At 46.2% G+C, this 26,600-nt stretch carries 26 protein-coding genes and 1 riboswitch; of the genes, 3 read left to right on the forward strand and 23 right to left on the reverse strand.

Annotated features, from left to right (window positions below; all coding sequences use genetic code 11):
* Positions 1–234: 234 nt before the first annotated feature.
* From IGI88_RS06375 to IGI88_RS06445, 15 genes are all read right to left on the reverse strand, one after another.
* Positions 235–2,715 (reverse strand): ATP-dependent Clp protease ATP-binding subunit, encoded by a 2,481-nt coding sequence (locus tag IGI88_RS06375; RefSeq protein ID WP_008381720.1) that lies wholly within the window; start codon positions 2,713–2,715, stop codon positions 235–237.
* Between the two features lie 5 nt (positions 2,716–2,720).
* Positions 2,721–3,188 carry a CtsR family transcriptional regulator gene (locus IGI88_RS06380; RefSeq protein ID WP_005230319.1) on the reverse strand — a complete coding sequence of 156 codons (468 nt, stop codon included), beginning with the start codon at positions 3,186–3,188 and terminating at the stop codon, positions 2,721–2,723.
* Between the two features lie 223 nt (positions 3,189–3,411).
* The gene (gene pknB / locus IGI88_RS06385; RefSeq protein ID WP_005232981.1) at positions 3,412–5,415 is read right to left on the reverse strand and encodes a Stk1 family PASTA domain-containing Ser/Thr kinase; all 2,004 of its coding nucleotides are present in this window, start codon (positions 5,413–5,415) and stop codon (positions 3,412–3,414) included.
* On the reverse strand, positions 5,412–6,152 hold the full coding sequence (locus tag IGI88_RS06390; RefSeq protein ID WP_005230317.1) for a Stp1/IreP family PP2C-type Ser/Thr phosphatase: 741 nt from the start codon (positions 6,150–6,152) through the stop codon (positions 5,412–5,414). The genes pknB and IGI88_RS06390 overlap by 4 nt, the downstream gene beginning before the upstream one ends.
* Positions 6,153–6,166: 14 nt before the next feature.
* Positions 6,167–7,525, reverse strand: a complete 1,359-nt coding sequence (gene rsmB / locus IGI88_RS06395; RefSeq protein ID WP_429960287.1) for a 16S rRNA (cytosine(967)-C(5))-methyltransferase RsmB — start codon at positions 7,523–7,525, stop codon at positions 6,167–6,169.
* Positions 7,515–8,468 carry a methionyl-tRNA formyltransferase gene (gene fmt / locus IGI88_RS06400; protein WP_429960288.1) on the reverse strand — a complete coding sequence of 318 codons (954 nt, stop codon included), beginning with the start codon at positions 8,466–8,468 and terminating at the stop codon, positions 7,515–7,517. The genes rsmB and fmt overlap by 11 nt, the downstream gene beginning before the upstream one ends.
* Positions 8,461–8,952, reverse strand: a complete 492-nt coding sequence (def, locus tag IGI88_RS06405; protein ID WP_005230314.1) for a peptide deformylase — start codon at positions 8,950–8,952, stop codon at positions 8,461–8,463. The genes fmt and def overlap by 8 nt, the downstream gene beginning before the upstream one ends.
* A gap of 10 nt (positions 8,953–8,962) precedes the next feature.
* Positions 8,963–11,365 (reverse strand): primosomal protein N', encoded by a 2,403-nt coding sequence (priA, locus tag IGI88_RS06410; RefSeq protein WP_016612055.1) that lies wholly within the window; start codon positions 11,363–11,365, stop codon positions 8,963–8,965.
* A 128-nt stretch (positions 11,366–11,493) separates the two neighbouring features.
* Positions 11,494–11,799: a DNA-directed RNA polymerase subunit omega gene (gene rpoZ / locus IGI88_RS06415; protein WP_005232977.1), complete on the reverse strand. Its 306-nt coding sequence runs from the start codon at positions 11,797–11,799 to the stop codon at positions 11,494–11,496.
* Positions 11,800–11,804: 5 nt separating this feature from the next.
* On the reverse strand, positions 11,805–12,419 hold the full coding sequence (gene gmk / locus IGI88_RS06420) for a guanylate kinase (RefSeq protein ID WP_005230308.1): 615 nt from the start codon (positions 12,417–12,419) through the stop codon (positions 11,805–11,807).
* A 124-nt stretch (positions 12,420–12,543) separates the two neighbouring features.
* On the reverse strand, positions 12,544–12,825 hold the full coding sequence (locus IGI88_RS06425) for a hypothetical protein (protein WP_429960289.1): 282 nt from the start codon (positions 12,823–12,825) through the stop codon (positions 12,544–12,546).
* 13 nt (positions 12,826–12,838) lie between these two features.
* Positions 12,839–13,723: a YicC/YloC family endoribonuclease gene (locus tag IGI88_RS06430; protein WP_429960290.1), complete on the reverse strand. Its 885-nt coding sequence runs from the start codon at positions 13,721–13,723 to the stop codon at positions 12,839–12,841.
* A 27-nt stretch (positions 13,724–13,750) separates the two neighbouring features.
* Complete coding sequence (locus IGI88_RS06435; RefSeq protein WP_005230288.1) at positions 13,751–13,966, reverse strand: YdbC family protein; 216 nt, start codon at positions 13,964–13,966, stop codon at positions 13,751–13,753.
* On the reverse strand, positions 13,959–15,623 hold the full coding sequence (locus IGI88_RS06440; RefSeq protein ID WP_429960291.1) for a patatin-like phospholipase family protein: 1,665 nt from the start codon (positions 15,621–15,623) through the stop codon (positions 13,959–13,961). Before IGI88_RS06440 ends, IGI88_RS06435 begins: the two co-directional genes overlap by 8 nt.
* 75 nt (positions 15,624–15,698) lie before the next feature.
* Positions 15,699–16,415, reverse strand: coding sequence for a class A sortase (locus tag IGI88_RS06445; RefSeq protein WP_005232974.1), 717 nt, complete (start codon positions 16,413–16,415; stop codon positions 15,699–15,701).
* 231 nt (positions 16,416–16,646) lie between these two features.
* Between IGI88_RS06445 and IGI88_RS06450 the strand changes: the two genes are divergently transcribed.
* The gene (locus IGI88_RS06450; RefSeq protein WP_005232973.1) at positions 16,647–17,435 is read left to right on the forward strand and encodes a hypothetical protein; all 789 of its coding nucleotides are present in this window, start codon (positions 16,647–16,649) and stop codon (positions 17,433–17,435) included.
* Between the two features lie 54 nt (positions 17,436–17,489).
* Here IGI88_RS06450 and thiT read toward each other — a convergent pair whose 3' ends face one another.
* The 7 genes from thiT to IGI88_RS06485 all read right to left on the reverse strand — a co-directional run bounded on the left by thiT (position 17,490) and on the right by IGI88_RS06485 (position 24,459).
* A complete protein-coding gene (thiT, locus tag IGI88_RS06455) occupies positions 17,490–18,062 on the reverse strand; it encodes an energy-coupled thiamine transporter ThiT (protein WP_008381706.1) in 573 nt (190 codons plus the stop codon).
* Positions 18,063–18,114: 52 nt separating this feature from the next.
* Positions 18,115–18,216: riboswitch (TPP riboswitch) on the reverse strand.
* Positions 18,217–18,397: 181 nt separating this feature from the next.
* Positions 18,398–19,372, reverse strand: a complete 975-nt coding sequence (locus IGI88_RS06460; protein WP_008381705.1) for a ribose-phosphate diphosphokinase — start codon at positions 19,370–19,372, stop codon at positions 18,398–18,400.
* A 116-nt stretch (positions 19,373–19,488) separates the two neighbouring features.
* Positions 19,489–20,862 carry a bifunctional UDP-N-acetylglucosamine diphosphorylase/glucosamine-1-phosphate N-acetyltransferase GlmU gene (glmU, locus tag IGI88_RS06465; protein WP_034871957.1) on the reverse strand — a complete coding sequence of 458 codons (1,374 nt, stop codon included), beginning with the start codon at positions 20,860–20,862 and terminating at the stop codon, positions 19,489–19,491.
* Positions 20,863–21,039: 177 nt separating this feature from the next.
* Positions 21,040–21,864 (reverse strand): pur operon repressor, encoded by an 825-nt coding sequence (gene purR, locus IGI88_RS06470; RefSeq protein ID WP_008381701.1) that lies wholly within the window; start codon positions 21,862–21,864, stop codon positions 21,040–21,042.
* A 151-nt stretch (positions 21,865–22,015) separates the two neighbouring features.
* Positions 22,016–22,846, reverse strand: a complete 831-nt coding sequence (locus IGI88_RS06475; protein ID WP_005230272.1) for a metal ABC transporter permease — start codon at positions 22,844–22,846, stop codon at positions 22,016–22,018.
* Positions 22,819–23,499: a metal ABC transporter ATP-binding protein gene (locus tag IGI88_RS06480; RefSeq protein WP_005232967.1), complete on the reverse strand. Its 681-nt coding sequence runs from the start codon at positions 23,497–23,499 to the stop codon at positions 22,819–22,821. The genes IGI88_RS06475 and IGI88_RS06480 overlap by 28 nt, the downstream gene beginning before the upstream one ends.
* A gap of 12 nt (positions 23,500–23,511) precedes the next feature.
* Entirely contained in the window at positions 23,512–24,459 is a 948-nt protein-coding gene (locus IGI88_RS06485) for a metal ABC transporter substrate-binding protein (protein ID WP_034878800.1), read from the reverse strand.
* A 307-nt stretch (positions 24,460–24,766) separates the two neighbouring features.
* On the opposite strand from IGI88_RS06485, the gene IGI88_RS06490 reads away from it, so the two are divergent.
* Positions 24,767–24,946 carry a hypothetical protein gene (locus tag IGI88_RS06490; protein WP_005232965.1) on the forward strand — a complete coding sequence of 60 codons (180 nt, stop codon included), beginning with the start codon at positions 24,767–24,769 and terminating at the stop codon, positions 24,944–24,946.
* A 179-nt stretch (positions 24,947–25,125) separates the two neighbouring features.
* On the opposite strand, the gene ispE is transcribed toward IGI88_RS06490, so the two are convergent.
* Positions 25,126–25,977 carry a 4-(cytidine 5'-diphospho)-2-C-methyl-D-erythritol kinase gene (gene ispE, locus IGI88_RS06495; RefSeq protein WP_008381696.1) on the reverse strand — a complete coding sequence of 284 codons (852 nt, stop codon included), beginning with the start codon at positions 25,975–25,977 and terminating at the stop codon, positions 25,126–25,128.
* Between the two features lie 174 nt (positions 25,978–26,151).
* Here ispE and IGI88_RS06500 point away from each other — a divergent pair, with 174 nt between their 5' ends.
* Positions 26,152–26,559 (forward strand): Hsp20/alpha crystallin family protein, encoded by a 408-nt coding sequence (locus IGI88_RS06500; protein WP_034871953.1) that lies wholly within the window; start codon positions 26,152–26,154, stop codon positions 26,557–26,559.
* The last annotated feature ends 41 nt before the right edge of the window (positions 26,560–26,600 follow it).

Consider the following 26,600-nt stretch of genomic DNA (forward strand, 5'->3'; position numbering starts at 1 on the left):
ACACAGCAGGATTCTTTCCAAGAGGTCTCGTTACTCTTTTTTTCACGAATAGCGCTTTGCTCATTAATCAATCGTTGTCATAAAACTATTTAGAAGGATATTTTTTTGTGAATCATCAATCATAATCAGTGGATACTTCTTGATCACTACTAGACATAGCATGACAAAAAAGCGGCGTTCCTATGGATGCCGATTGCTCGACCATAGAAACGCCACTGCCGTTATTGGCTCGACTTAAACTTGTTGCAAGACCCGTGCTTGTCCCTCTTTGACATTGAGGGTGATCGATCCTTTGGAAGCACCGATCGTCACTTTGTCACCTAAATGAATTTGTCCTGATAGGAGTGCTTCACTTAAACGGTCTTCGACTTCTTTTTGCAAGGCCCGACGAATCGGCCGTGCCCCATATTCTGGATCAAAACCAGCTTTACCGATCACATCAATGGCAGATGGCGTGATCTTCAATTGGATGTCTTGGTTGCCTAATCGTTTGATGATCGCTTTGCTCATGATCTTCACGATCTCGTGGATCTCCCCTTCACCTAAGGATTGGAAGACCACTGTTTCATCCACACGGTTCAAGAACTCTGGACGGAAGGCTTTTTTCAGCTCTTCTAAGATCCGTTTTTGCATCGCTTGGTGATCTTTCGTTAAATCAGTGACATTAAACCCAACGCTTTTTTCTTCGCGGATTTGTTGGGCACCGATATTAGAGGTCATAATCAAAATCGTGTTGCGGAAATCGACCTTCCGACCTTTGGCATCCGTCAAATGACCATCATCTAGCACTTGCAAGAGGATATTGAAGACATCGGGATGGGCTTTTTCCACCTCGTCCAATAAGATGACGGAGTATGGTTTTGAACGGATTTTTTCCGTCAATTGCCCACCTTCATCGTAGCCGACATAGCCTGGCGGTGAACCGATCAAACGGCTCGTGCTGTATTTTTCCATAAATTCGGACATATCGACACGAACCAAGGCATCTTCACTACCAAACATCGCTTCTGCTAAGGCTTTGGCAAGCTCGGTTTTCCCGACACCGGTCGGGCCTAAGAACATGAAGGAACCAATTGGACGGTTCGGATCTTTCAACCCACTGCGGGCGCGGCGGATCGAACGAGCGACTGCCTTGACTGCTTCTTCTTGGCCAACTACCCGTTGATGCAAGATCTTTTCAAGATCCAACAAGCGTTCGCTTTCTTTTTTCTCCATCTGCTGCAAAGGTACGCCGGTCCATTGGGAAACGACCGTAGCAACATCTTCTGCAGTAACACTATCGGCATAGCCTGATGCTTCTTTGACTTCCATAAACGCTACTTCCGTCAGCTGTTGGGTCAATTTCTTTTCCTTGATCCGTAAACGAGCTGCTGCTTCAAAATCTTGCTGACGAATAGCGGCTTCTTTTTCTTCGATCAAGTTGGCGATCTCGTTTTGCAGATCTGCCAATTCTGAACTTTCATCGGTTTTGTCTAAACGCACTTTGGCAGCTGATTCATCCATCAAATCGATGGCTTTATCTGGTAATTGGCGCGAATTGATGTAACGCACGGACAGTTGCACAGCGGCGTGTAACGCATCATCAGAAATTTCCACCCCATGATGTTCTTCATAACGAGGACGCAAGCCCCGTAAAATTTCTTCCGCTTCTTCTGGTGTCGGTTCGTCGACTTGCACCCGGGCAAAACGGCGTTCTAACGCAGAATCTTTTTCAATGTATTTTTGGTACTCATCTAGTGTTGTGGCACCGATGGTTTGCAATTCCCCACGGGCTAAGGCTGGTTTCAGAATATTCGAGGCATCAATCGCCCCTTCTGCTCCGCCGGCCCCAATTAGTGTATGCAATTCATCAATGAATAAGATGATTTGACCATCTTGATAGATCTCATCAATGATTTTTTTCATTCGGTCTTCAAATTCGCCCCGGTATTTCGTTCCGGCAACTAAAGCCCCCATGTCCAGCATCATCAAACGCTTGTTTTGCATGTCTTCTGGGACTTCCCCATTGATGATTTTTTGGGCTAAGCCTTCGGCGATCGCGGTTTTCCCAACACCAGGTTCCCCCACGAGAACAGGGTTGTTTTTGGTACGACGGCTAAGGATCTGGATCAGGCGTTTGACTTCTTTGGCACGACCGACAACAGGATCCAACCGTTTTTCACGGGCTAATTTGGTCAAATCACGGGCTAAGGAATCCAAGGTTGGTGTTCCTTGCTGCGCTTTGGCTTGGGCTGGACGACGACGACCAGCACTTCCGTTGGTTTTGCTTTCATTGAAGCCCATTTTTTTCTTCAAAAGCTGACGCATTTTCGCGAGACTCAAGCCGAGATTCAGCATGATTCGTGAAGCCAAAATGTCTTCGTCTCTTAATAAGCCTAATAATAGATGTTCGGTACCAATCTGCGGTGCCCCTAAACGCTTGGCTTCATCCCCTGCATAGGCAAATGTATGTTTTGCTCGTGGTGAATACGCGAGATAGGCATTTTCTGGGTATTGACGAACGGTGCCGTACCCTGTTAAATGTTCGATTTCTTCACGAATATCGTTTTCTGTGATATTCATTTCCCGTAACGTTTTGCCGGCGATCCCGTTTTGTTCAATGACCAGTGCCAATAGAATATGTTCAGAACCTACCGCTTGGTGCTTAAAGTATTTTGCTTCTTCTTGGGCGATAGCCAAAACGGCTTTCGCGCGTTGGGTGAATAATTCATCCATCTCTTTCACTTCCTGTCTTCGTAACTTAATCGTTCTAGAATTGCATGGAGCAAATCAGCTCGTGTTCTATTTTCATAAGGAGAACGTCCTAGAACTGCTTTCGCGATGACGGTCAATAATAAGTTGCCTTCTCGCTTGGACAGGATTCCTTCCTCATAAAGTTTCTGGATTATTGCATACGCATCTTTTTCCGAGATGGTTTCATCGAATAGTTGATTCATTTCTTTTAAGTAGTGGTGGCTGTCCGTGATTTTGACTTTTTCGATCCGAATATAGCCGCCCCCGCCGCGTTTGCTTTCAACCGCATAGCCTCTTTGAACGGTGAAGCGGGTATTGATCACGTAGTTTATTTGTGAGGGCACGCAGTTGAACAAATTTGCCATTTCCGCGCGACGAATCTCAATGGTTTCACTATCTTCAAGAATTTTCTTCAAATATGCTTCAATCAAATCGGAAGTATTGTGATGACTCAATTCATTCCCTCCCTTGACTAATTCTGACCTTCATTATACCCAATTTTTGAATCCTTGGAAAGATGTACGCTTGCACAAATGGCAGGACTAAAGGAAATTTTAAAGACACCTGTGCCTCACTATAAGGTTTAGAAACAAAAACAAGCAGCTGGACGGGGAACAAAAAGAGAATTCTTTGGTCCCCGAAGGCTGCTTGGTTAATGTATTTGGTTTTAGCTAGTTTCTAATCACTTTCTGAGCTACTTTCACTCGTAGCGCTTGAATCAGAGGAATCATCTGAACTACTGCTTGGCGTCGATGAGGACGAATCATCTGGTTCAGGTCCTCTAGAGATCGTGACCGTTACAGTAGAGCCAACTTCGACGGAGGTTCCAGCACCTGGAGAGACACGGACAACATGTCCAGCTGGTACCGAGTCATTATAGCCGTCCTCTTCCTCAAAAGTTGAGTCCAATCCCGCTTCATTCAAATCTGCTTCTGCATCGGCTTGGCTTTTCCCAACGATTCTTGGTACATTGACCATTTCCTGCCCACTGCTGACCGTCAAAGTGATGGTCGTTTGGGAAGTCACCACCGTTTCACCTGTTGCGGGTGCTTGGGCGATGATCGTGCCTGATGGTTGACTGCTAGATTGATAGTTCACTTCGATCTGTGATCGGTCGACACCACGAGAAGTCAATGCTGCTCGTGCATCTGCCTCTGTCATGCCATAATAGTTGTCCATTGCGAAGCTATCTGGTCCGGAGCTGACCTTAAAGGTGATTTCGTCTTCTGCTGGGGAAACTTCCCGCCCTGCTGCTGGTGATTGACTGATAATATCCCCTTCATCGACATCATCTGACGACTCTAGCTCTTCTTTGATTCTGTCTTCATCAAAGCCCAAATCGATCAACTCTTTTTTGACATCATCAAAGGAGCGACCTTCATAGTCATCAAGGGTGATTTTCTTGGTTCCGCTACTGATGTAGAGGGTCACGACGGAATTCTTTTTGACTTCATTGCCTTCTGGCGGATCGGTCTTGACGACATTGCCTGCTTCGACTTCATCGTCTTCGATTTCTTCTACCTCGTCTGCCACTTGTAAGCCAGCGGCTTCCAGTTCGGCCCGGGCGGCCGCTTCTGTCTGGCCGTTGACTTCAGGAATCGCTACATCCCCCCGACCACCGCCGAATAGGAAGTAACTGCCTATGCCTAGCAGTGCGATCACCATAATGACCGGCAGCAGCAGCCAGCGTTTGCGTTTTTTCTTTTTTGGTTTCGCTGATTCTTCGGCTTGATCCGCAGCCGTTTCTGCCACGGGTTCTTCCACTGGCGGCGTTTCAACTTGGGCTGCTTCTACAGGGGTCAGCACTCTCGTTTCATCCATCAGGGCATGAGGTTCCCATCTCGGTTCATTGAGTCGATCAGGTGACAATACAGTATCAAGATCCGCTCGCATTTCATCGGCAGTTTTGTACCGATCCGCCGGTTCTTTGGCGGTCGCCTTCAATACGACGTTTTCCAGCGATTGCGGAACATTTTTGTCATAGATCCGAATCGAAGGGATCTCATCTTGGAAATGTTTCAAGGCGATCGTTACGGCTGATTCGCCATCAAAAGGTACTTTGCCGGTTAAAATTTCATAGAGAATGATCCCAATCGCATAAATATCTGATTGATTGGTCGCCATACTGCCTCGTGCTTGTTCTGGTGAAAGATAATGCACCGAGCCTAGCATCGAGTTGGTTTGGGTGATCGATGTTTCTGATAGGGCGATCGCGATCCCAAAATCGGTGATTTTCACCACGCCGTCTTCATTGATCAGCACATTCTGGGGCTTGAGGTCCCGGTGAATGATGCGGTGTTGATGGGCCAGCGCTACCGCTGATAAGATTTGTTGGATGATATCAACGATCTGCAAATAAGGTACGGGATAGTGCGTTTGGATATAGCGCTTGAGATCCATCCCTTTGACATATTCCATCACCAAAAACTGCATGCCGTCTTCTTCGCCGACATCATAAACGGTTACGATGTTGGGATGAACCAGCTCAGTCGCCGCCAATGCTTCTCGTTGAAAGCGCCGAATCGCACTTTGGTCGTTTTGGAAGTCAAAACGAAGCACTTTGATTGCCACTTCACGGTCTAAGATCAAGTCATGCGCCAAAAACACATTTGCCATTCCGCCGCTGCCGATATTGCCGATGATTTTGTATCGGCCGTTTATCTTCTTCCCAATTTCGATCATGGGCGCTCTCCTCCAACTTTAATCAATAATACCGTGATATTGTCGACACCGCCGCGTTCGTTGGCTTGATCGATCAATGATTGCACTGCTTCTTCCAGCACAGGGGTTTCTTGGATCGTTGCTGTGATCTCTTCATCTGAGACCATGTTGGTCAATCCGTCTGAACACAGCAGCAAATAATCCCCGTCTGCAATAAAGTGGATCGCCACATCGACTTCGACTTCGCTTGGCATGCCGATCGAGCGGGTCAAAACGTTTTTGCGAGGATGATTCAAGGCCATTTCTGCTGTGATTTGTCCTGACTTCACCAATTCATTGACCAGTGAATGGTCCTCTGTGATTTGGGTCAGCACTTGATTGCGTAAAAGATAGGCACGGCTGTCCCCGACATTGGCAATCGTAAACTGGTCGCCTAATAAGGCCACAGCAATGATCGTGGTGCCCATGCCGCTAAGTTCTTCTTGTTCTTGTCCTTTTTGGAAAATCACTTGGCTTTCTGCTTGGATTTTTTGGATCAACCATTGGGCAGTTTTTTCACTGTCTGTCAGCTCTGTCTGTTCCCAAGCGGTGCCAATCTCACTGACTGCTTGACGGCTAGCGACATCTCCGGCCCGGTGGCCCCCCATGCCATCGGCAAGCAAGGCCAATGTCACATTGGCTTTATTTACATAGGTTGCTGCAAAATCTTGGTTTGTGTTGCGACGTTTGCCGACATCTGTTTGAAAACGAATCTCCAATTTCTTTCACCTCGTTACTTTTTGCGTAGACAACTGATAAAAAAGCCATCTGTCATAAAATCTTGCGGATAGATCGTCAACATATCCTCTTGAACAGCTTCGGCTGCCAGCGGTCCTACCGCAAGAGGCATTTGCTCAAATTCAGGATGGTCAGCGAGAAACGCTGCCACGACTTGTTGATTTTCTTCCTCTAGAATCGTACATGTGCTGTAGACCATTATACCCGATTTTTTCAAGGTTGGGGCGGCACTTTCCAAAATCTCTCGCTGAATCTGCGGCAAGCGTTGGAAATCGGCCTCCGTCTTGCTGTATTTGATGTCCGGCTTACGGCGCATCAACCCTAATCCAGAACAAGGGGCATCCACTAAGATGCGATCAAATTGTTCGGGGGCAAAGGTTTGAGCCGTCTCTCGGGCATCCATCACGCGGGTTTCCACAACTGCTTCTACGCCTAAACGTTGGGCATTTTGCTGAATCAGCTTAACTTTATGGGCATGGATATCCAGTGCTGTCACTTTGCCGCCCTCTGCGGCAGACAAGAAGGCAGCGATATGGGTCGTTTTGCCTCCTGGTGCGGCGCAGGCATCCAATACTTGATGGTTCCGGGCTACTTGTAAAACGGGGGCAACCAGCATCGAACTTTCATCTTGGATCGTCAGTAAGCCTTCTTTGTAGAGGGAAGAGCCCGCCATAAAGCCTTTATCAGCCACAACCCCATAAGGGGAAAGCTCACTTGGTCGTGCGTCAATGCCTTCTTCTTGTAGCCGTTCGATCGCTGCTGCTTGCGAGATGCGCTGCAGATCGATACGACCACTGGCATGATTGGGTTCAAATAGGGCATAGCCTAGCTCACTGGTTTCTTCGATCCCAATTTGTTTGACTAGTTTCTTCGTTAGCCATAAGGGCAGGCTGATTTCCGTTGCTGAACGTTCCATTGGGTCTTTAATCAATGCCAAGTCTGGCACTCCTTGTCGTTGGATCGTGCGCAGCACGCCATTGACGAATTTACCAGTCCCCGGATTGCCTTTGGCTTTCGCAATATCCACGGCTTCATGAATGATGGCATGGGCGGGTACTTTATCGAGATACAGCATCTGATACAAGGAAAGCCGCAGCAGCGTTTTGACCCACGGGTCGACTTTGCGGGCATTTTTAATAAACCGGTCCAAATAATAATCCAATAAAAGCTGACGACTGATGGTGCCGTACACCAATTCAGTCAGTAAGCGACCGTCCTTGTCATTTAAACGCCCTTGATTCATCAATTCCCGCAGCAGTAGATTGGAATAAGCACCGCCTTTTTCGATTCGCAACAACGCTTCTAGTGCCACAAAACGCACTGTATATTGTATGTCTCCAAGATTACGCTTCATAGGTACCTACCTGATCCCCTTTTTGAATCTGTTGTCCACTGCCGTTTAAGAATGCGGCAATGTCTTGTCGGCCTTTTCCAGCTGGCTGCAATTCATCGATAGCCAATACCGTGCCTTCCCCACAAGCGATCAGCAACGTTTTTTTCGTCCGTTCAATGATCGTTCCTGGCTGGGCTGTCGTCGTTTGCTCCAGCGGTGTTACTTGCCAAAGCTTCCAGCGGTTGCCGTTTTGTGTCGTAAAGGCGATCGGCCATGGCCGCATGCCTCGGACTTGGGCATCGATTTGCACCGCCGTTTTCTGCCAGTCGATGGCTTCTTGTTCACGGCTGATATTCGGCGAGAAGGTTACTTTCGCTTCTTCTTGCGGAACCGGCTGCAACTCTCCTGACAAGATTTTCGGCAGGGTTTCCAGCAGCAAGTCTTTGCCCAGCAGGCTCAACTTATCAAACATCGTCCCCACATCATCTTGTGCCGTGATGGGCAAATGAGCTTGAGCAAAAATACCGCCAGCATCCATTTTTTTGATCATTTCCATGATGGTTACACCCGTTTCTTGCTCGTCTTCCATGATGGCATAATGCACAGGTGCTCCGCCACGGTATTTCGGTAGTAGGGACGCATGAACGTTGATAGCGCCATACTTCGGTACTTCTAGTAAAGCACTAGGTAAAAATTGGCCGAAAGCTGCCGTGATCAGCAGATCAGGTGCTAAAGCTTGAATCTGCTCCATTTCTGGTGACCCACTGATTTTTTCTGGTTGTAAAACCAACAAGCCATGCTTCAACGCCGCTTCTTTGACGGGTGTCGGAGTGATGGTTTTTTTGCGACCGACGGGACGATCCGGCTGTGTCACGACTGCTGCCACTTCATAGCCGGCTTCAAGCAAACCTTCTAAAATTGGGACGGAAAACGCCGGGGTACCCATAAAGACGATTTTAGTCATTTTCATGTTCCTCCATATACTTTTCTAAGTCTTCTTCAGGAATGCGTTCGACGAGCTTGTCGACAAACAGCACGCCATTTAAATGATCGATCTCATGCTGCATCGCACGCGCCAAGTAGCCGAATGCTTCCACTTCCATTTCTTCTCCTTCTCGATCGAAATAGCGGACAGTGATCTCGTCTGCTCGTTTGACGGTCCCAAAGGTGTGGGGAATACTCAAGCAGCCTTCCACATCAAGGGATTCACCAGAAGAAGCGATGATCTCAGGGTTGATCATTTCAAAGCGATCGTCTTCTTCGACTTCCACGATCGCCACTTGCAGGTTTTTGCCGACTTGCGGTGCGGCAATACCGATCCCGTCATGGGCGACCATCGTTTCATAAAGGTCGTCTAGTAGCTGAACGAGCTCATCGGTAATTACTTTGACGGGTTTTGCTTGCCGACGAAGACGTTCATCGGGGGTGATAATAATAGGATAACGCATATTTTCTCCTCTAAATAAAATTCAACGGCTCTTGGTCAATCGATACGTACAATCCTTTGCGCTGATCGATTTGACTTTGATCCAACAGACGGGTCAACAAAGCAGGTAGCTGCGGTTCATTTTTGTATTTAATGATCAATTGGTAGTAATAACGGTTTTTCACCCGCAAAATCGCACTTGGTGCCGGACCCAACAAAATACTTCGCGGTGACAGCTCCTGCTGCAGATCCCGCGCGATCGCAAACATCTTCTGAGCGGCGACTTGCTCTTCGGGATGGCTGCAGGTGATTTTGACGGTGAAATAATACGGTGGATAACCGCTTTGGTGCCGCATCCACATCTCTTTTTGATAGAAATCTTCGTAGTCTTGCGACTGCGCCAACTGGATGGCATAGTGCTCAGGGTTGAATGTTTGGATCACCACTTCGCCGGTTTTTTCTGCCCGACCTGCCCGACCACTGACCTGAGTCAGCAGCTGGAACGTCCGTTCACTCGAACGAAAATCTGGCAAGTTCAAGGCGGTATCGGCATTCAAGACCCCTACCAGTGTGATATCAGGAAAATCCAAGCCTTTGGCGATCATTTGGGTCCCCAACAAAATATCCGCTTTTTTCTCCCCAAACAAGGTCAAGATTTTTTCGTGGGCGCCTTTTTTGCGGGTGGTATCGACATCCATCCGTAAAACCCGCGCTTCGGGAAACAGTTCCTTCAACTCTTCTTCCACTTTTTGCGTGCCCGTTCCGTAATAACGAATCTTGTCTGCATTACAGTTGGGGCAACGATGGGGGATGTGTTCTTCATGTCCGCAATAATGACAGCGCATCGTTTTGGTATCCATATGGAGCGTCAAGGAGATGTCGCAATTTGGGCAAGGCAAAACATACCCACAATCGCGGCACATCACGAAGGAAGAGTAGCCGCGCCGATTCAGCAGCAAGACGATCTGTTCTTTGCGGGCCAAGCGGTCTGTGATTTTTTCCTGTAACGGACGAGAAAAGGTTTGATACTTTTTGTTGGCAAATTCGGTACGCATATCCACGACTTCGATCTGCGGTAATTGCGCACTGGTTTTTGCCCGTTGATTCAATTTCAATAGGCGGTAGACTTCTTTTTGCGCCCGGGCACGAGACTCCAATGACGGCGTCGCACTGCCTAACACCACTGGACAATGATGGTACTGGCTGCGCCAAATCGCTAAATCTCTCGCATGGTAACGAGGGGCTTCATCTTGCTTGTAGGAAGCTTCGTGCTCCTCATCGACGATGATGACCCCGATGTTTTTCAACGGAGCAAAAATCGCCGAGCGGGCGCCAACCACCACCTGCGCCTCCCCACGTTCGATCTTACGCCATTCATCGTATTTTTCACCTTGGGACAAGCCGCTGTGTAAAACAGCCACTGCGTCGCCGAGACGGCTTTTAAAGCGTTCGACCATTTGCGGGGTCAAAGCGATCTCCGGTACGAGCATGATCGCAGTTTTGCCTTGTTTCAGCAATTGGGCGATCGCTTGTAGATAGACTTCTGTTTTTCCACTGCCGGTGATCCCTTCCAGTAAAAAAGTCTGCGCCTCTTGGTTATCCGCACAAGCAGTGATTTGCGCTACTGCAGCTGCCTGTTCTTCATTTAATTCAAGGGGGACCGTTTTTTGAAATTGACGGTCTTTGTAAGGATCACGGTAGGCTTCAACTTCCGTAAAGGTCAGCCAGCCAGCTTCTTGCGCTTGGTTCAAAGCCGCGGTGGAAATCCCTTGTTCGGTAAAAAAGGAAACCGGCAAGCGGGCTTCCTCTGTCAAAATCTGTAAGATTTCCAGCTTGCGTTTAGCCCCTTTGCGCAGCTGTTGCTGGACGGCGGGGATTTCTGCTGGCTCGATCTTACGTTCAATATAACGGGTCATTTTCGCTTTGTTTTTATTTTTCACGAGGTACTGCAGTTCAACTACTGCGGCTTCCCGCAAAGGCTTCAACTGCGGCAGCAGCCCGGCACTTTCGGCGGCTTGCCAGCTGAGGATGCCGTCTTCAGGAAAATATTCTTTGATGGGATGATTTCCTTCGAGTAAAACGATCTGCTTTTGGTACTCGGCTTTCATCACACTAGGCAGCATCGTCTGCAAGCAAGTAATCTTAAAGGCAAAGGTCGTTTCCTTCATGTAGTCGGCTAATTGGAGAAGTTCTTCATTGACGACAGGCGACAAATCCAACAAACGAACGATTGGTTTTAAGGTCTGTTGCGGTTCGGCAACTTCTGAAAGCCCGACGACGAACCCTTGGATATGGCGGTCGCCTTTGCCAAATGGCACTTCGACCCGCATTCCTGTCTCAATGGCGGCTTGTAATTCTGATGGGATCAGATAAGTAAAAGGCTGATCGGTCTGCATCGTGGGAACATCCACGATCACTTCTGCTATGTACGCCATCTCTTCTCCTCCTTTTAGGTTCTATTTTACTAAATGGGCTGGGGTTTGTCTGTACCCCTTACAAAAATTTAACCATCGCCATTCAAAAGAAAAAGCCAGAACACAGGCGTGCTCTAGCTTGCTTTTGTCTATAGCTTTTGTTCGTCGCGGATACGCGCTTCTAATTCTTTTTGTTCTTGGTCTTTTTGCGCTTTGCGCTCTTCTTGTTCCATTTTCAAACGGGCCCGTTTGATTTCCGGATGCGGATCATTAACGACTAATTCCGCTTCGATTTCTTCAAGCGCTTGACCCACGCTTTTCACTGAATCAAAGTTTTCTAATGTTGCTTGCGCACCGGCATCAAGTTCATGCGCCCGTTTGCTTGCTAAGATCACTAATGAATATTTTGAGTTGACACGATCCAACAAAGAATCGATTGAAGGTTTTAACATCATATTTCTTACAGCTCCTCTAACATTTTGATATAGGTTCCGATCACTCGGTCAACGCGAAAATGTTCACTCGAAATAATTTCGCGAATTCGTTGGACTGCCTTAGGTACTTCATCATTGACAACGGCATAATCATACAAAGCCATCATTTCGATTTCTTCACGGGCGACACGCATCCGTTCATCGATCACTTCGGCAGAGTCGGTTCCTCTTCCTGTAATACGAGAGCGTAATTCTGCCAGATCAGGTGGCGTCAGAAAAATAAACACACCATCGGGAACTTTGTCTTTTACTTGTTTTGCCCCTTGCACTTCGATCTCTAAAAATACATCTTTTCCTTGATCCAGTGTTTGTTGGACATAAGATAATGGGGTGCCATAATAATTGCCGACATATTCGGCGTATTCCAGCATTTCACCGGCTTCGATCAAGGCTTCAAATTCTTCCCGCGTGCGGAAATAGTAATCGACCCCTTCCACTTCCCCCTCGCGTTTTTGACGAGTGGTCATTGAAACGGAATATTGAAAATCGTTGTCGTCACTCTCAAAAATTGCTTTGCGCACGGTCCCTTTCCCTACTCCGGAAGGTCCTGATAAAACTATAAGTAATCCTCGCTCTGACATAATGACGTCCTTTCACTGACATTTGCTTAACGTCTATTTTGCACTTTTTTTCAGCAACTTTCAAGAACTACTTTATTATAATGGGAATTTCATGAAATTGCTAGTCTACACTTCGGCTACTTTCTTAAAAGCCCATGTTGCTTAAGGTATTGATGACCCCTGCTAATTCGTCTTTGGCAGTGATCGCTTTTTCGGTCGGATCCGCCACTTCTTGGCAATCGATACGTACGATGTACCGACGATTTAAAGAAACAGCTACGCCATCAACTAGTAGATGAAGAAAATCCGGCTCGATGGCTACGCAGGCATCTTCCCACGCAGAGAAATTCTCTTTATCAGAGGGAATACTGCGCTTGATGACATTTTTTCCGCTCAGTTCGTGAAAGGTGATATCGTAATATTTCATTGGTTCATTCCTCCTACTCGATGTTTTGAACTTGTTCTCTGATTTTCTCAATGATCGTCTTCATTTGGACGACACTGTTTTTGATTTGGATCGGACTTGATTTTGAGCCAATCGTATTGACTTCTCGGTTCATCTCTTGGATCAAGAAATCCAGCTCTCGACCTATCGGCGTCTCAGCTGCCAGCAGCTCCGTCATCGTCGTTAAATGGATACTTAAACGATCCAGTTCTTCGTGGATATCGCCGCGTTCCAATAAAATCGCCAACTCTGTCAGTAAACGATCGCGATCGACTTCTTCCCCTAAATAAGCAGTCAGTTTCTTTTCAAAGCGTTCTTGGTAGTCCGCCTCATAGAGGGCCACGAATTGTTTGAGTTCTGTTAGTTTTTCCTGCAGCTGTTGCTGGTTTTCTTGCAAGATCTGCAGAATGCCTTGCCCTTCCACCCAGCGGCTTTGGTCGATCGCTGCCAACGCTTGGTCTAATGCTTCCATCACGCCATCGGCTAAGGTGCTTTCTTCTGGCTCTTGATCAGAGATCGTTAGAAAAGCCTCATGGAGCAAGAATTGTTCCAGCAATGCTGCTTTTGGAAGCTCTGCCAGGTCAAAACGGTCTTTGGCTTCGGTATCGATCTCCTGCATGAAACGTTCCAGCAAGTCCCATTGGATCTCGATCTGTTTCGTATTTGCGGTTTTTTCTTTTAACGTCACATACAATTCGATTCGTCCTCGCTGGAGGGTCTGCTTGATCGACTGCCGTAAAGCACCTTCTAGAGGATTCAATTGTTTGGGCATTCGCAGCTGCAGGTCCAAAAAGCGCTGATTGACACTTTTGATCTCAATTTCGATCTGCACATCTGGCGTTTCTGCACTGCCTTTGCCAAAACCAGTCATACTTTTCATTTGATCACTCCTCACCCTTTTGCTTTCTTACATGGAAAGCAGGGCTTTTTTAAGTTCTGCAAATTCTTCATTGGATAAGGTCACGCCTTTGCCCATCTTCTCGTGCTCTGGGCCCCAATCTCTCAGATCAAATTTTGGCGGACGCCCATTCCAGCTCACCAAATTCAATTCTTTGCGCCAGCCTCTTTGATTTTCCGAAAGCACGGCGATCTCTTCAACGATTTCATACGAAAATTTATCCATTTTCTGCTCCTTTCAAAAGATAGTGACTATACGCTGCCATTAAAGCAGTCAGCGGGTAACGCCGACGAATCTGCTGAAGGGCGGGCAGATTCAATTGCTGCGTCCGATAAAAAAAGAAAAAGCGGTTTTGCTCGGACAAGACAAAAAAACGGTCGCGATAATAACTCAGCCACTCTGTGATCGACCAGGCATCGGCTTCTTCCACTGCCTTTAGCGCAATTTTCTCAGCTAAAGCCGTTAGAATCGTTTCCTGCTCATAAATCACCGTAGGCGCTAGATACAATACTTTCGCGGTACACTCTATCAGTATACGCCCCCACTGCTCAAATGGCACATCCTCTTGATAGAATTTACGCATTTTTTTCCAAAATTCTTTTTTCTTTAGTTCCTGATAAAGCAACGGGTCTGTCTGGCGTAGCTCTTTCAAAAAGCCCCGCCATAACGGCTGAAAATCAACCGTCTTTTCAAAGGTATACCAATGGCCTTGGTATTTGCCGAACACTTTCAAGGTTTCCAAATAGCCCAAGGTCATATTATCCAGCGAACGCTGGGCATCAAAAACCAAAAAGCTGCCTAAGGACCAAGGAGACCCTAACGAAAGTTGCGCAGTTTCTTCCGTCAAAACCGTCCTTTTATTGATGCCGGGTCCTTGGACATCCACGGTGATACATTCCGTTGCCCCTTGCTGTAGAGCGACATCGATGGGCAGGTTATTGCGATAGCCGCCATCAATGTAATAGACGTCATTAATTTTTTGCGCCTGCATCGCTGGATAAAATGAGGCTGATGCCAATAACCAATGCAGGTTTTCTTCTACTGCTGATGGATCAAAGGCATAAACCGTCTCCTTGAAATCTGGCAGACGAGTCGTACAGATTAGCAAATGACAAGCAGTTTGGCTGAATTTTTCTTGATCAAAGGTCTTTTGCAAAAGCTTTGCCAAGGGTTCGGTACTGGCGCCGTTGCTTTTGACCGCTTCGCGGACCAGCGAGTTGGCTTGATTCATCAAATCCCGCAGCGTTTGGGCTCGTACCGAAGCAAGCGGATAGTGCAATACTTGCTCGCTGGAGATATTTGCCCATAAATCGACTGCCGCTTCCACATCGTTCATTAAAATCAAGGCACCATTCAACGCACCGACGGAAGTTCCCGTGATCCATTCAAAGGTGATGCCCCGTTCTTGCAGCGCTTGCCAAACCCCGATTTGATACGCCCCATGAGCACCGCCACCGCCTAAAACCAGCGCCGTCTGATAAGCTAGCGCTTTTTGATACCCTTGAGGGACCACCTGATACCCTTGCTGGATAAACCACTCCGCCAAGGGGGTCCGATGAGGAAGCTGCCACAAGACGGCTGCTACAAAGCGACTGCGGGCGAAGTTTTCTGTCACGGCCAGCAGTTGTTTCCAAGTAAACTCGGCGGCCGCTTCCACCAGCAGATTGGTGATAGTCAGTGTCTTTTGGTCAAAATCAAACTGCCCAGCAAGGTAAAGACGTCCGTAACGGCTGTCGATCTGCCAGCCCTGCTGCGCTATATCGGCTAGAAAGGCTCGTCGCGCTTTTGAATGTGACTCAAAAAAGGAAAAGACGAGTCGGCTTTCTTGAAATCCTGCCCTTTGTGCAAGAAAATCGATCGAAGTCAGTTTTTTCACTTTCATCAAGACGCCTCCTTATGCAAAAAAGAATAGACGAATGACACGCCAGCTGCCGTACCACTCGAGCTATTCTTTTGATTAAAATGTTCGTTGTGCCATGTTGAATGCTGCCAACATCTCATCCGTTGCTTCGTCGACAGGCGTTACAGATTCCAGATCACCTTGGATCACACGACGGGTGACACCGCCCATTTCCCCACAGGTGATCAGCGTGATCATTTTGCGGCCTTCTACTTCGTCAAGCAAATAAACATCGGTCGGGTCGACCCGCACAGAAGAAGTCGCAGTATACGTGTAAATATTTTCCAGATCGGTCACATAGATAGCCGCCCCGATCGCGACATCATCCAATGGTGTAAACAGGAGCTCTGGCGATTGAGCGCGATGGCTAGCTAACGCGTAATTGCCTTCCCCCATTTTTTGGGTGGGACTTAACGTACCAGCACCATACAGCAAGGCCTCGTTGGCCAAGCCTTTAAAAATCGGCAGATTGATCCCAACACTGGGAACCGCCACGCCGCCGATCACTGGCAAAGCTTTGTTGCTCAGCTGCGCCCGTAAGACTGCTTCTGAACTTGCCGGCTCCACGGCATCAAAATCAAAGGTCGCTTCCGCTTCCATATTTTTTTCGACCTCACTACGATCAATGGTGCCGACTGCGTATGCTTCACCTGTTTGTTTAATAAAATAATTTTTGATTTGATTATTAAAAATCAATGCTAAACCAATCAATAACAGCACAAGCAAAAAGAGATTGCTCAGCCAATTCGAAAGTCTGCTTTTCTTTTTTCTCATAGGTTCTCGTCTCCATTAGTTTCTTCTTTTATCATACCAAAATCCTCATAAAGACGCCAATTTGTGCAATTTTTTTTACGAAAAGACAAGATTTGCCTTTTTTTGTCGAAAAAGGGAACTTAAAAATTGTTTTTTCTGTTATTTTGTAATATAACTTTAAACGAAAAGATACAAGCAATTTTCAGCGCTTTGTTGTAGAATGAACTTAGTATATAGGAGGGATCGATCGGCATGTCTAACACGATTTACGTACATATTGATACAACCAGCAATGCCGTCTTGACCCGCGGGCTTGCCCCCCAAGATTTTAACAAGAGCATCGTCCATCAGCCCAAGAATTTGCTCTTGCTTGATCCTTCCAGTGATTTCGGCGAATTCGACGGTCATACGGGCTTAAAAGTCATCCGTGGAATGGAAGATGTCCAACTGTTTTTTCAGCAGATCAACAAAGGTCGCATTGCCGAAGAAATGAAGTGGATCGATTTTAATGATTACGAGATGGTCAAAGAATTGACGCCTTTAGAGATCTCCGAATTGTTATATTTTGGCCACATGAAGACACACCTCCACTCCCCTTTCTTTTACAAACTGCAAAATAACTTTGTTTTCTTTGACTTAAAAGATGCTCGTTCCCGCGTTTATTATCGTTACTTAGATGAATATTACCGGATCTTGGCGGATCGGATCACCCGCATCGTCTTAGAAAAAATCAATGATCGCCTCTCCTTTTTTAAAAAAGCAACACCGGTGGAAAAACTCGATTTTAATTTGCTGAAAGAGTTGCGGGGAATCATGCAAGAAGGCATCGTCTTCTGTCTGACACAAGAACAACTGATCGATAAAACTTATACGATCCCGATCTATCTGTCAGAAGATGCTGGCTTGAAAAGCACATTGGTCAATCAAAAAGAGTTAGATCAAATTGCAGTTTTGCGCTACTCAGCCAGCAAAAAAAACTGGTCGTTGGAAATTGATCAAGAAGATTTGGCTTTTGGCTTTTTCGACAAAAAAATGTCTTGATGCTTCTCTTTTTCAAAGAGCATCAAGACATTTTTTATGATTTCATTTCTAAAACTAAGCTTTCGGCACAAATAATTTTGGAGCGGCCTTGACTAAGAGACCTAGGACGACCCCTACATAAACGATATTGATAATGACCGATGTTCCATTGAAGATCAAGGAATACAGATACGGGCTTTGTCCTTCTGGTGCGTACATTCCCCAGACAAACACCCCTGCCCAATAATGCCAAAACCAACGGCTAATCACCGCCACGATGCCCCCTAAGACGACATACCACGTAACGGTTTTGCTGTTTTGACGGATCGCTTGCTGGATTTTATTAGCAAACAAGCCGCCCATCCCGCCAAAAGCAAAGGCAAAGGGATATTCAAAGATGATCTGTGGAACGGTGATAAAGTTACGCATGGCGCTACCAATCAAAATATTCAGCAAGCCCCACATAAATCCCGCCGTCATTCCCGGTAGCACCCCGCGACGATACGAATACAAGACCAAGGGCACGAGCCCTAGAGACAAGTCGATACTGGAATTGGCTGTCTGGATCGGGATATACGACAAGACGACCCCGATCGCAGCAATCATCGTTCCTTCCGTCCACACTTGCAGCGACATTTTTCGTTTCAAAAAAAACTCCTCCTTTAGAATCATCACAATTCACAAAGGAGAAGTGTTAGACACTTCAACTCGTCACAATTCCTACGTTCGCATGATCGAAACAGGTACGAAGGGTTTAGAGTACTCTCATTCTCAGCCTTTGCAGACTCCCCTTTGTGATTAGATTCTATTTTATTTTGTGCTTGCGTTTCGCAAGTCACTTTCAAGAATACCATAAATTGGTGAAAAGAAACATGACTGCGATCGTTTTTTCTAAAAACATCCTGAAACTCCTCAGAAAAAAACAACCAATGAGCGGTTAAAGACCGACCATTGGCTGTTGTTCTCATGCTTATGAGGCACGATTAAATTGATAATTTTGATTCAAACAGTGGACTTACTGGTTTGTTCTCATGGATTCGTTTGATCGCTTCGCCCATCAAGGCACCAACACTGATCTCATCGATTTTTTTCGACTTACGGTCTTCTGGCAAGTAAATCGAATCTGTCACAACTAGATGCTCAATGGCCGAATCTTCGATCCGTTCCAAGGCAGGTCCTGACAAGACAGGGTGAGTACATGAGGCGTAAACACTTTTGGCACCTGCTTGTTTCAACGCATTCGCAGCCAATGTGATGGTACCAGCAGTATCGATCATATCGTCGATCAAGACACAAGTTTTGCCTTCAACATGACCAATGATATTCATGACTTCCGCTACGTTGGCTTTCGGACGACGTTTGTCGATGATCGCGATTGGTGACTTAAGAAACTCAGCTAATTTGCGGGCACGAGTCACGCCACCGTGGTCTGGTGAAACGACTACGACGTCATCGCCTTGAATGCCTCTTTCCAAGAAGTAGTTGGCGATCAATGGTGCACCCATCAAGTGGTCAACTGGGATATCAAAGAACCCTTGAATCTGTGAAGCATGCAAATCCAGTGTAACCATACGGTTCGCACCGGCTTTTTCGATCATGTTTGCTACAAGTTTTGCGGTGATTGGTTCTCTTGATCGCGCTTTGCGGTCTTGTCTTGCATAACCATAATAAGGCATTACTACATTGATCGTCTTCGCACTGGCGCGCTTCAAAGCATCGATCATGATCAGCAATTCCATTAGGTTATCGTTTACAGGGCTGCTGGTTGATTGAATCACGTAGACGTGGGCACCACGAATACTTTCTTCAATATTCACTTGGATTTCACCATCGCTAAATTGTTTGACTGAACACTTACCTAATTCAACACCTACTGCAGCTGCGATTTTTTCCGCCAAAGGACGATTTGAGTTCAGAGAAAAAATCTTCAATCTTGGATCAAAATAATGATTTGACATGAGAACCTCCACTTTCTTTGCGTTCATCTAGAAAAAAATGACTCCTTTTTACTAGAATCTTCTTCCTAATAAATAGTAGTCATTTTTCCTTAAGAAATCAAGTCATTTCGCTATTTCTAATTTAGATAAGGTAACTTTTTCGCGTAATCCGCTTTATTTTCCTGACGGGCGCGGGCAATCGCCATACTGTGTTTAGGAACATCTTTGGTGATCGTTGAGCCAGCAGCGATCATCGTTTCCTCTTCGATGGTCAAGGGCGCAACCAGATTAGACCCGGAGCCGATAAAGCAATTGTCCCCGACAGTCGTTTTAAATTTGCTCTTGCCGTCATAATTAACAAAGACTACACCGCAGCCGACGTTGATGTTTTTGCCTAAGGTTGCATCACCGACATAGGACAAGTGTCCGACTTTGGTGCCTTCACCAATCGTCGCATTTTTGATTTCCACAAAGTTACCGATATGGGCATGGGCCAAAATTTCCGCATTGGGGCGAAGGTGGGCATTGGGACCGACATCGGCGCCATCATGAATGATGCTCTCCTCGATCGTCGATGCCTTGATCGTCACTTGGTTGCCGATCTTGCTGTCTTCAATTTCAGAAGCTGCCGTAATGACACAGTCTTCTCCGATCGTCGTCTGCCCTTTGATGATCACACCGGCTTCGATCAAGGTATCTGAACCAATCACAACGCCTTCGTCGATATAAGTCGTCGCCGGGTCGATCAAGGTCACGCCGTTTTGCATGTGCTGACGGTTGATCCGCTGGCGCATCAAGCGATTAGCTTCGGCTAAGGCGATGCGGTCGTTGACTCCTAAAGATTCATGGAAATCTTCGGTTTGATAAGCAGCGATGATTTTGCCGTCTTCCTTTAAGATCTCAATAATATCAGTCAAGTAGTACTCCCCTTGGGCATTGTCCGTATCTAATTTTGCCAAGGCGTCAAATAACAATTCATTGTCAAAGCAATACGTGCCTGTATTGATTTCTTGGATCAGTGCTTCTTCGGTCGACGCATCTTTTTGCTCGACGATTTTTTCCACGATGCCGACATGATCCCGTACGATCCGGCCATAGCCCGTTGGGTCTGCCGCTTGTGCCGTCAAGATCGTCGCCGACGCATTTTTCCCTTGGTGGTAATCGAACAAATTATTCAAGGTTTCCGTCGTCAATAACGGCGTATCCCCACTAATTACTAAGGTCGTGCCTTTTTTACCCTTTAAAAATGATTCGGCTTGAACGACAGCGTGACCGGTACCTAATTGTTCGGCTTGTAAGGCGTAATTGGTGCGATCCCCCAGTTGCTCCTTGACCATTTCCGCCCCGTGACCAACGATCGTCACGATCTCTTCAGGATTTGTTTCCACCACTCGGTTCATGATGTGCTCCACCATTGGCTTACCGCAAACCGGATGTAACACTTTATATAGCTTCGATTTCATGCGCGTGCCTTTTCCAGCCGCTAAAATTATTGCAAAACGTGCGTCCACGTATTCCACTCCTATCAATCTGAACGATTTTTGTTCATTGAATTTCCTATAAACAGTTTAGCCCAAGTACTTGTAAATTTCAACGATTTAAGGAATCCCCACCTAGACCAATCAAAAAAAGACTGGCAGCCGCCGTTCGAAAAACAGCTGCTTGCGCCAGTCTAAGAGCCACAAAAATCAGGCTTTTTTCTCAAAATAATTTCCCGGTACTACCGAGATCGTTTTGGTCTGGGTATCGACATCTTCAACATACAGCAGAGAGCTGTAATCGCTGATGGCCCGCTTGCCTTTGAATTTCGTTTCGGCAAAAACCGTAATACCGACTAATTCGGCCTCAAATTCTTCAATCAAGCTCTTCATCCCATTGACCGTGCCGCCGCCTTTCATAAAGTCATCAACCACCAATACTCTAGAGCCGCGCTTTAAGCTGCGTTTGGATAATTCCATTTTTTCGATCCGCTCTGAAGAACCAGAGACATAATTGACACTCACGGTCGAGCCTTCAGTGATCTTGGAATCACGACGCACGATCACGAAGGGAACATTCAAGTAGTAAGAGACTGCTTGAGCGATCGGAACTCCTTTAGTAGCAACGGTCATCACCGCATCGATTTGTTCGCCTAAATATTTGGAAGCGATGATGCGGCCGACTTGGCGCAGCAATTCCGGTTCGCCCAATAAGTCAGATAGATAGACATAGCCGCCAGGCAACAAACGGTCTTGCTCAGACAAGCGTTTTGCCAGCCCTTCAACGTACGCATACGCTTCTTCTTCAGAAATTTCAGGCACAAAAAAAACACCGCCAGCAGCGCCTGGCACGGTATCAAGAATGCCTGTTCCTCGTTCTTTAAAGGTCTTTTTGATAATAGATAAATCTTCGCTAATCGATGATTTTGCAGAGGCATATCGTTTAGAAAAGAAGGACAATGAAATCAATTCATGGGGATGATTCAACAAATAATGTGTCATATCGATCAGTCGTTCACTTCGACGTATTTTCACACCGGACAACTCCTTTAGTTTATTCGCCTTATTATAAGGCTTTTCCGGGATAAATGCGAGCATTATCTGAAATATTGCTTATATCGTTCGGTTTTGATTAGAGTTTAAAAAAAAGAAACGAAAATTCTTCGTTTCTTTTTCATAAATCTCTTTATTTGAGGCGTTGTTTTCGTTGCACGAGGATCACGATGCGTTTGATCAAATTGATTACTAAGAAAAGAGCGATAAAAACCAGCGTAATCGTCGCTCCCGGTGGTGTGTCCAAATAAAAGGAACTGGTCAAACCAGACATCATCCCAATCATGCCGATCACGACACTGATCAAAATCACCGCGTTGAAGCTTTTGCCTAAACGCATACTGATGGCAGCTGGTAAAACCATGATCGCAGAGATCAGCAATGCACCCGCAATCGGGATCATCATGGCGATTGCCACCCCCGTCAAGACATTAAAGAGCATCGACATCACTCGCACAGGCAAGCCATCGACATGAGCGGTATCTTCATCAAAGGTCAAAATGTACATGGGCCGTTTGAATAAGAAAAATAAAGCAAAAACGACTAAAAACAAAAAGCCTAAGATCCAAACTTGCTCTTGTGTGATCGTAACGATCGACCCAAACAAATACGATTGGATACTCGTTGCGGAGTTTCCACCGCTAAGGTTCATCAAGACGAGGGCTAACGCTAAACCGCCGGACATCAAAATGGCGATCGAAATCTCTGAATAACTGCGGTACAGTGTTCGCAAGTATTCCAAAATGATTGCGGCAATGACTACGATCAATAGCGTCGTCAAACTCGGATTTAGATTTAGAAAGAAGCCTAGTGCCACCCCTGCTAAAGAGACATGGGACAGCGTATCAGCCATCAATGACTGTCGTCGAATCACCAGAAAGACCCCTAGCATTGGTGCGATACCAGCAATAAAAATCGCCGCAAGAAAAGCTCTTCTCATGAATTCATATGAAAGCAGCGCCATGGTGAATCCTCCTTCCGCACTAAACGGATCTGACGGTCCGCATATTCTTTGATATCTTCGTGATCATGAGTGATCATCAAAATCGACTTGCCGTGGTCATGAGCATTGTGCCGCAGCAGTTCATAAAACAGATTGCGGGATTGTTCATCCATCCCCGTAGTCGGTTCATCTAAAATAAATAAATCAGGATCCGTGGCAAAGACCCGTGCCAAGCTGATCCGCTGTTTTTGGCCACCGGACAACTCACCGATCCGTTTATGACGCACGTCCCACATCCCGACGGCATCTAATGCACGGCGGACATGTTCATGGTCTCGTTTCGTCAGTCGCTTGAACCAACGATCTCTTGGGTAGCGGCCTGATTGGACCAATTCCAAAACGGTGCTGGGGAACCCGACGTTAAAGGAAGCAATCTGCTGAGGAATGTAGCCGATGCTTAATTTTTCACCAGCTGCATTCTTGGTCGCCAAGGTGACTGCACCTTTAGAAGGTTTCAACAAACCAAGGGTTGCTTTGATCAAAGTAGATTTTGCCGCCCCATTTTCGCCGGTCAAAATCACGAATTCGCCGTCTTCAACAAAGTAAGAAATGTCTTCCAAGACGGGCTCATCATCATAATAAAAGGTCAAATCTTTTACATCGATATAACGCACGCAGGCGCCTCCTTAGTGAATACTTTTTTGTAATGCTGCCAAATTGTCTTCCATTACAGACAGGTATGTTTCGCCGTTATCCATCTGCTCTTGCGTCAAGCTTTCTAATGGATTCAAGACCGCTAACTCCACGCCCGTTTCAGAGGCTAAGGTCTCAGCCACCTTCGATGAGGCATTTTCTTCAAAATAGATAACTTTGACTTGTTTTTCTTCCACATATTCTTTCAGCTCAGCCAACCGACTTGGCGTTGGTTCTTGATCGGGTGAAATGCCCGAAATCGATTCTTCGACTAAATCATACTGCCGTGCCAAATAGCCAAAGGCTGCGTGCTGCGTAACGAAGGTTCGTTGGGTCGCATCCTTTAATGCCGCTTGGTAGGCTTCATCTAAAGCAGAAAGCTTTTCGATATAGGCAGCCGCATTTTCCGTAAAGGTTGCCTTTTGCTCAGGAAACTTCGCAATCAGGTCATCGCGGATCGTTTCTACTTCTTGGATCGCTAAGACTGGGTCAGTCCAAACATGAGGGTCATACGTATGATCATGGCCTTCATGGCTGTCTTCGTCCTCGTGACCATGCTCTTCCTCTGTGCCTTCCACCAACTGAATGTTTTTGGCCGCTTCAATCACTGCTGTTTGCTCAGGATCGACGGAATCCGTCAAACTAGCAACCCAAGTTTCTAGCTCAGGACTATTGTAGACAAAGGCATCTGCATCCATAATTTTGGTCATATCTTTGGCACTTGGCTCATAGTCATGAGGTTCTGTTCCTGCAGGGATCAGCAAGGAGACATCCGCTGCCTCACCTGCGACTTCTTTCGTAAATTCGTACATTGGGTAAAAGGTCGTGACGATCGACAGCTTTTCTGCGTCACTCGATTGACTTGTCGCTTCTTGCTGCCCACAAGCGCCAAGAAGCACGCCCCCTAAAAGGAGTGCTGTAGTAAGTAAGATTTTTTTCATCGGGATTTCCCCTTCCATTTGCTGGCTCATCTTTTTATTTTTAAAACGGAACAACTCCGTTTTGTTAGCAAAAGTTACTCTATCAAATGATTTCCGGTTCGTCAAGACAAATCGTACGTTTTACGATTTAAAACTTTTATTTCGAGATAAATCGGAAAACATAGGAGAAAACGTTCATTTGAAGCGGATTCTTCTCTCGGGAACATCGTCTTATTTTACACCGTTGGCCATGCGATTCCTTTGTGATAAATTGAAAAATTAGAGAGTAAGTAGGATAATAAGCTAAAAGCACTTGGAGGAAACGAAGATGAACGAATTTGTAACTGTGCCGCCAACTGTAAACAACAGCGAACTGCTGAATCGAATCGATTTACCAGAAGATCCTGCATCGCAGCAAACCGAAGAAATCCGCAAAACGATCGACAAACCATTGTATGAAGAAGACAAAAAGAAAAAATCCGCAAAGAAGCAGCACCAAAAAGAATAGCCTTTGCTTTAGGTAAAGAATCAGACCCCGACGCCTTTTTTTCGTCGGGGTCTTTTCTGTAAGGTAGCTTCTAGATGCTTCCTCCCTACCTCAGCTGCCTTATTCTTTACTATTGAACTGGATTTTATAGAAGGAATGCAAAAAAACACAGGCGAATCCAGCCTGTGTCCTTGACTCATTCATTTCAATGTACGTACAAGATAAACCTCATCGCAGAATCCTTTTAAGGCATTATAGACCCGCTGTGCCCGCGAATATTTTTGACAAAGAGCAAAGACAGTCGGTCCGCTGCCGGTCATCAAGGCAACATCGGCGCCGTATTTCATCATGCGATCTTTGATCTGTTGGACGATCGGATACTTCGGGATCGTGATGGCTTCTAGGCTATTGCCCATGGCAGCGATCATTGCTGGGTAATCTTCGGCTAAGACGGCGGCAGACAATGCTGCGATATCTGGATGGTGCAGTTGGTCCAGCTCAACTTCTTGAAAGATTTTCCCCGTTGAAACACTCAGACGAGGTTTGACTAAGATGACCCAACATTGCGGCATCGGCCGCAGCGGCGTCACCAGCTCCCCTTTTCCTGCAATATGAGCAGTGGTCCCATACAGACAATAGGGAACATCAGTGCCAACTTCCATACCAATATCGATCAGCTCTGCCATGGAGAGGTCCAAGTCCCAAAGGCGAACCATCCCCCGCAGCGCTGCCGCACAATCCGTACTGCCACCACCTAACCCAGCTGCCACCGGGATATTCTTGGTGATGCGAATGCGGATGCCTTTTTTGATACCATAGCGTTTTTTTAAAATACTGGCGGCCTGATAGACATTATTGCGTTTATCGATCGGTAAAAAAGCTTTGTTGGTTTCTACAATGATCTTATCTTCTGCTATCTCTTCCATTATCAGACGGTCGGCTAGATCAACACTAGACATCACCATTTCCAACTCATGGTAGCCGTCTGTTCTTTTCTCTAACACATCGAGACCGAGGTTGATCTTAGCTGGCGCTTTTTCAATAATCTCCATCTTCATTCATCCAATCATCTGATAGTTATTTAGTTCTATCATAGCAGATTCTTATAAGATAGTTGAGTGATTTCTCTTGTTTTTATGATTGTTGCCATTTTGGTTGCCCTTTGGCTTGGTTCCTCGTAAAATAGAGGTACCAACTCAATGGATAAAAGAAAGCGGGGGAACCACATGGCAAATTTGATTCCAAGAGATTTAGCAGGCGGCGAAGAACTATTAGGCAAATTAATGAACAGTTTTTGGCAAGAACGACAAATGAACACGGACATTAAAGAATACGAAGACAAGTATCTCGTTCAAGCAGATTTACCCGGCATCAAGAAAGAAAACATCCGCGTCAGTTACGTCAACAACACGCTGACGATTTCAGCTGCTCAAACAGAAACCACTGAAACCGAGGATGATTTCGGACATTATTTGCGCAAAGAACGCTCCAGCAGTGCCTATCAACGGACCTTCACCATCACAGACATTGATGACGAGTCCATCAAAGCAGTGTTTGAAGACGGCGTTTTGACCCTGACTTTACCGAAAGCTAGCTACAAAGACGCACCTGCAAAAAACATTCCGATCGAATAACCGAGATACCAAAAAGGCAGTCCCTTCAGAGAACGCTCTGG

It is taken from the genome of Enterococcus sp. AZ179, assembly GCF_050498885.1.
Classification (GTDB): Bacteria; Bacillota; Bacilli; order Lactobacillales; family Enterococcaceae; genus Enterococcus_D; species Enterococcus_D entomosocium.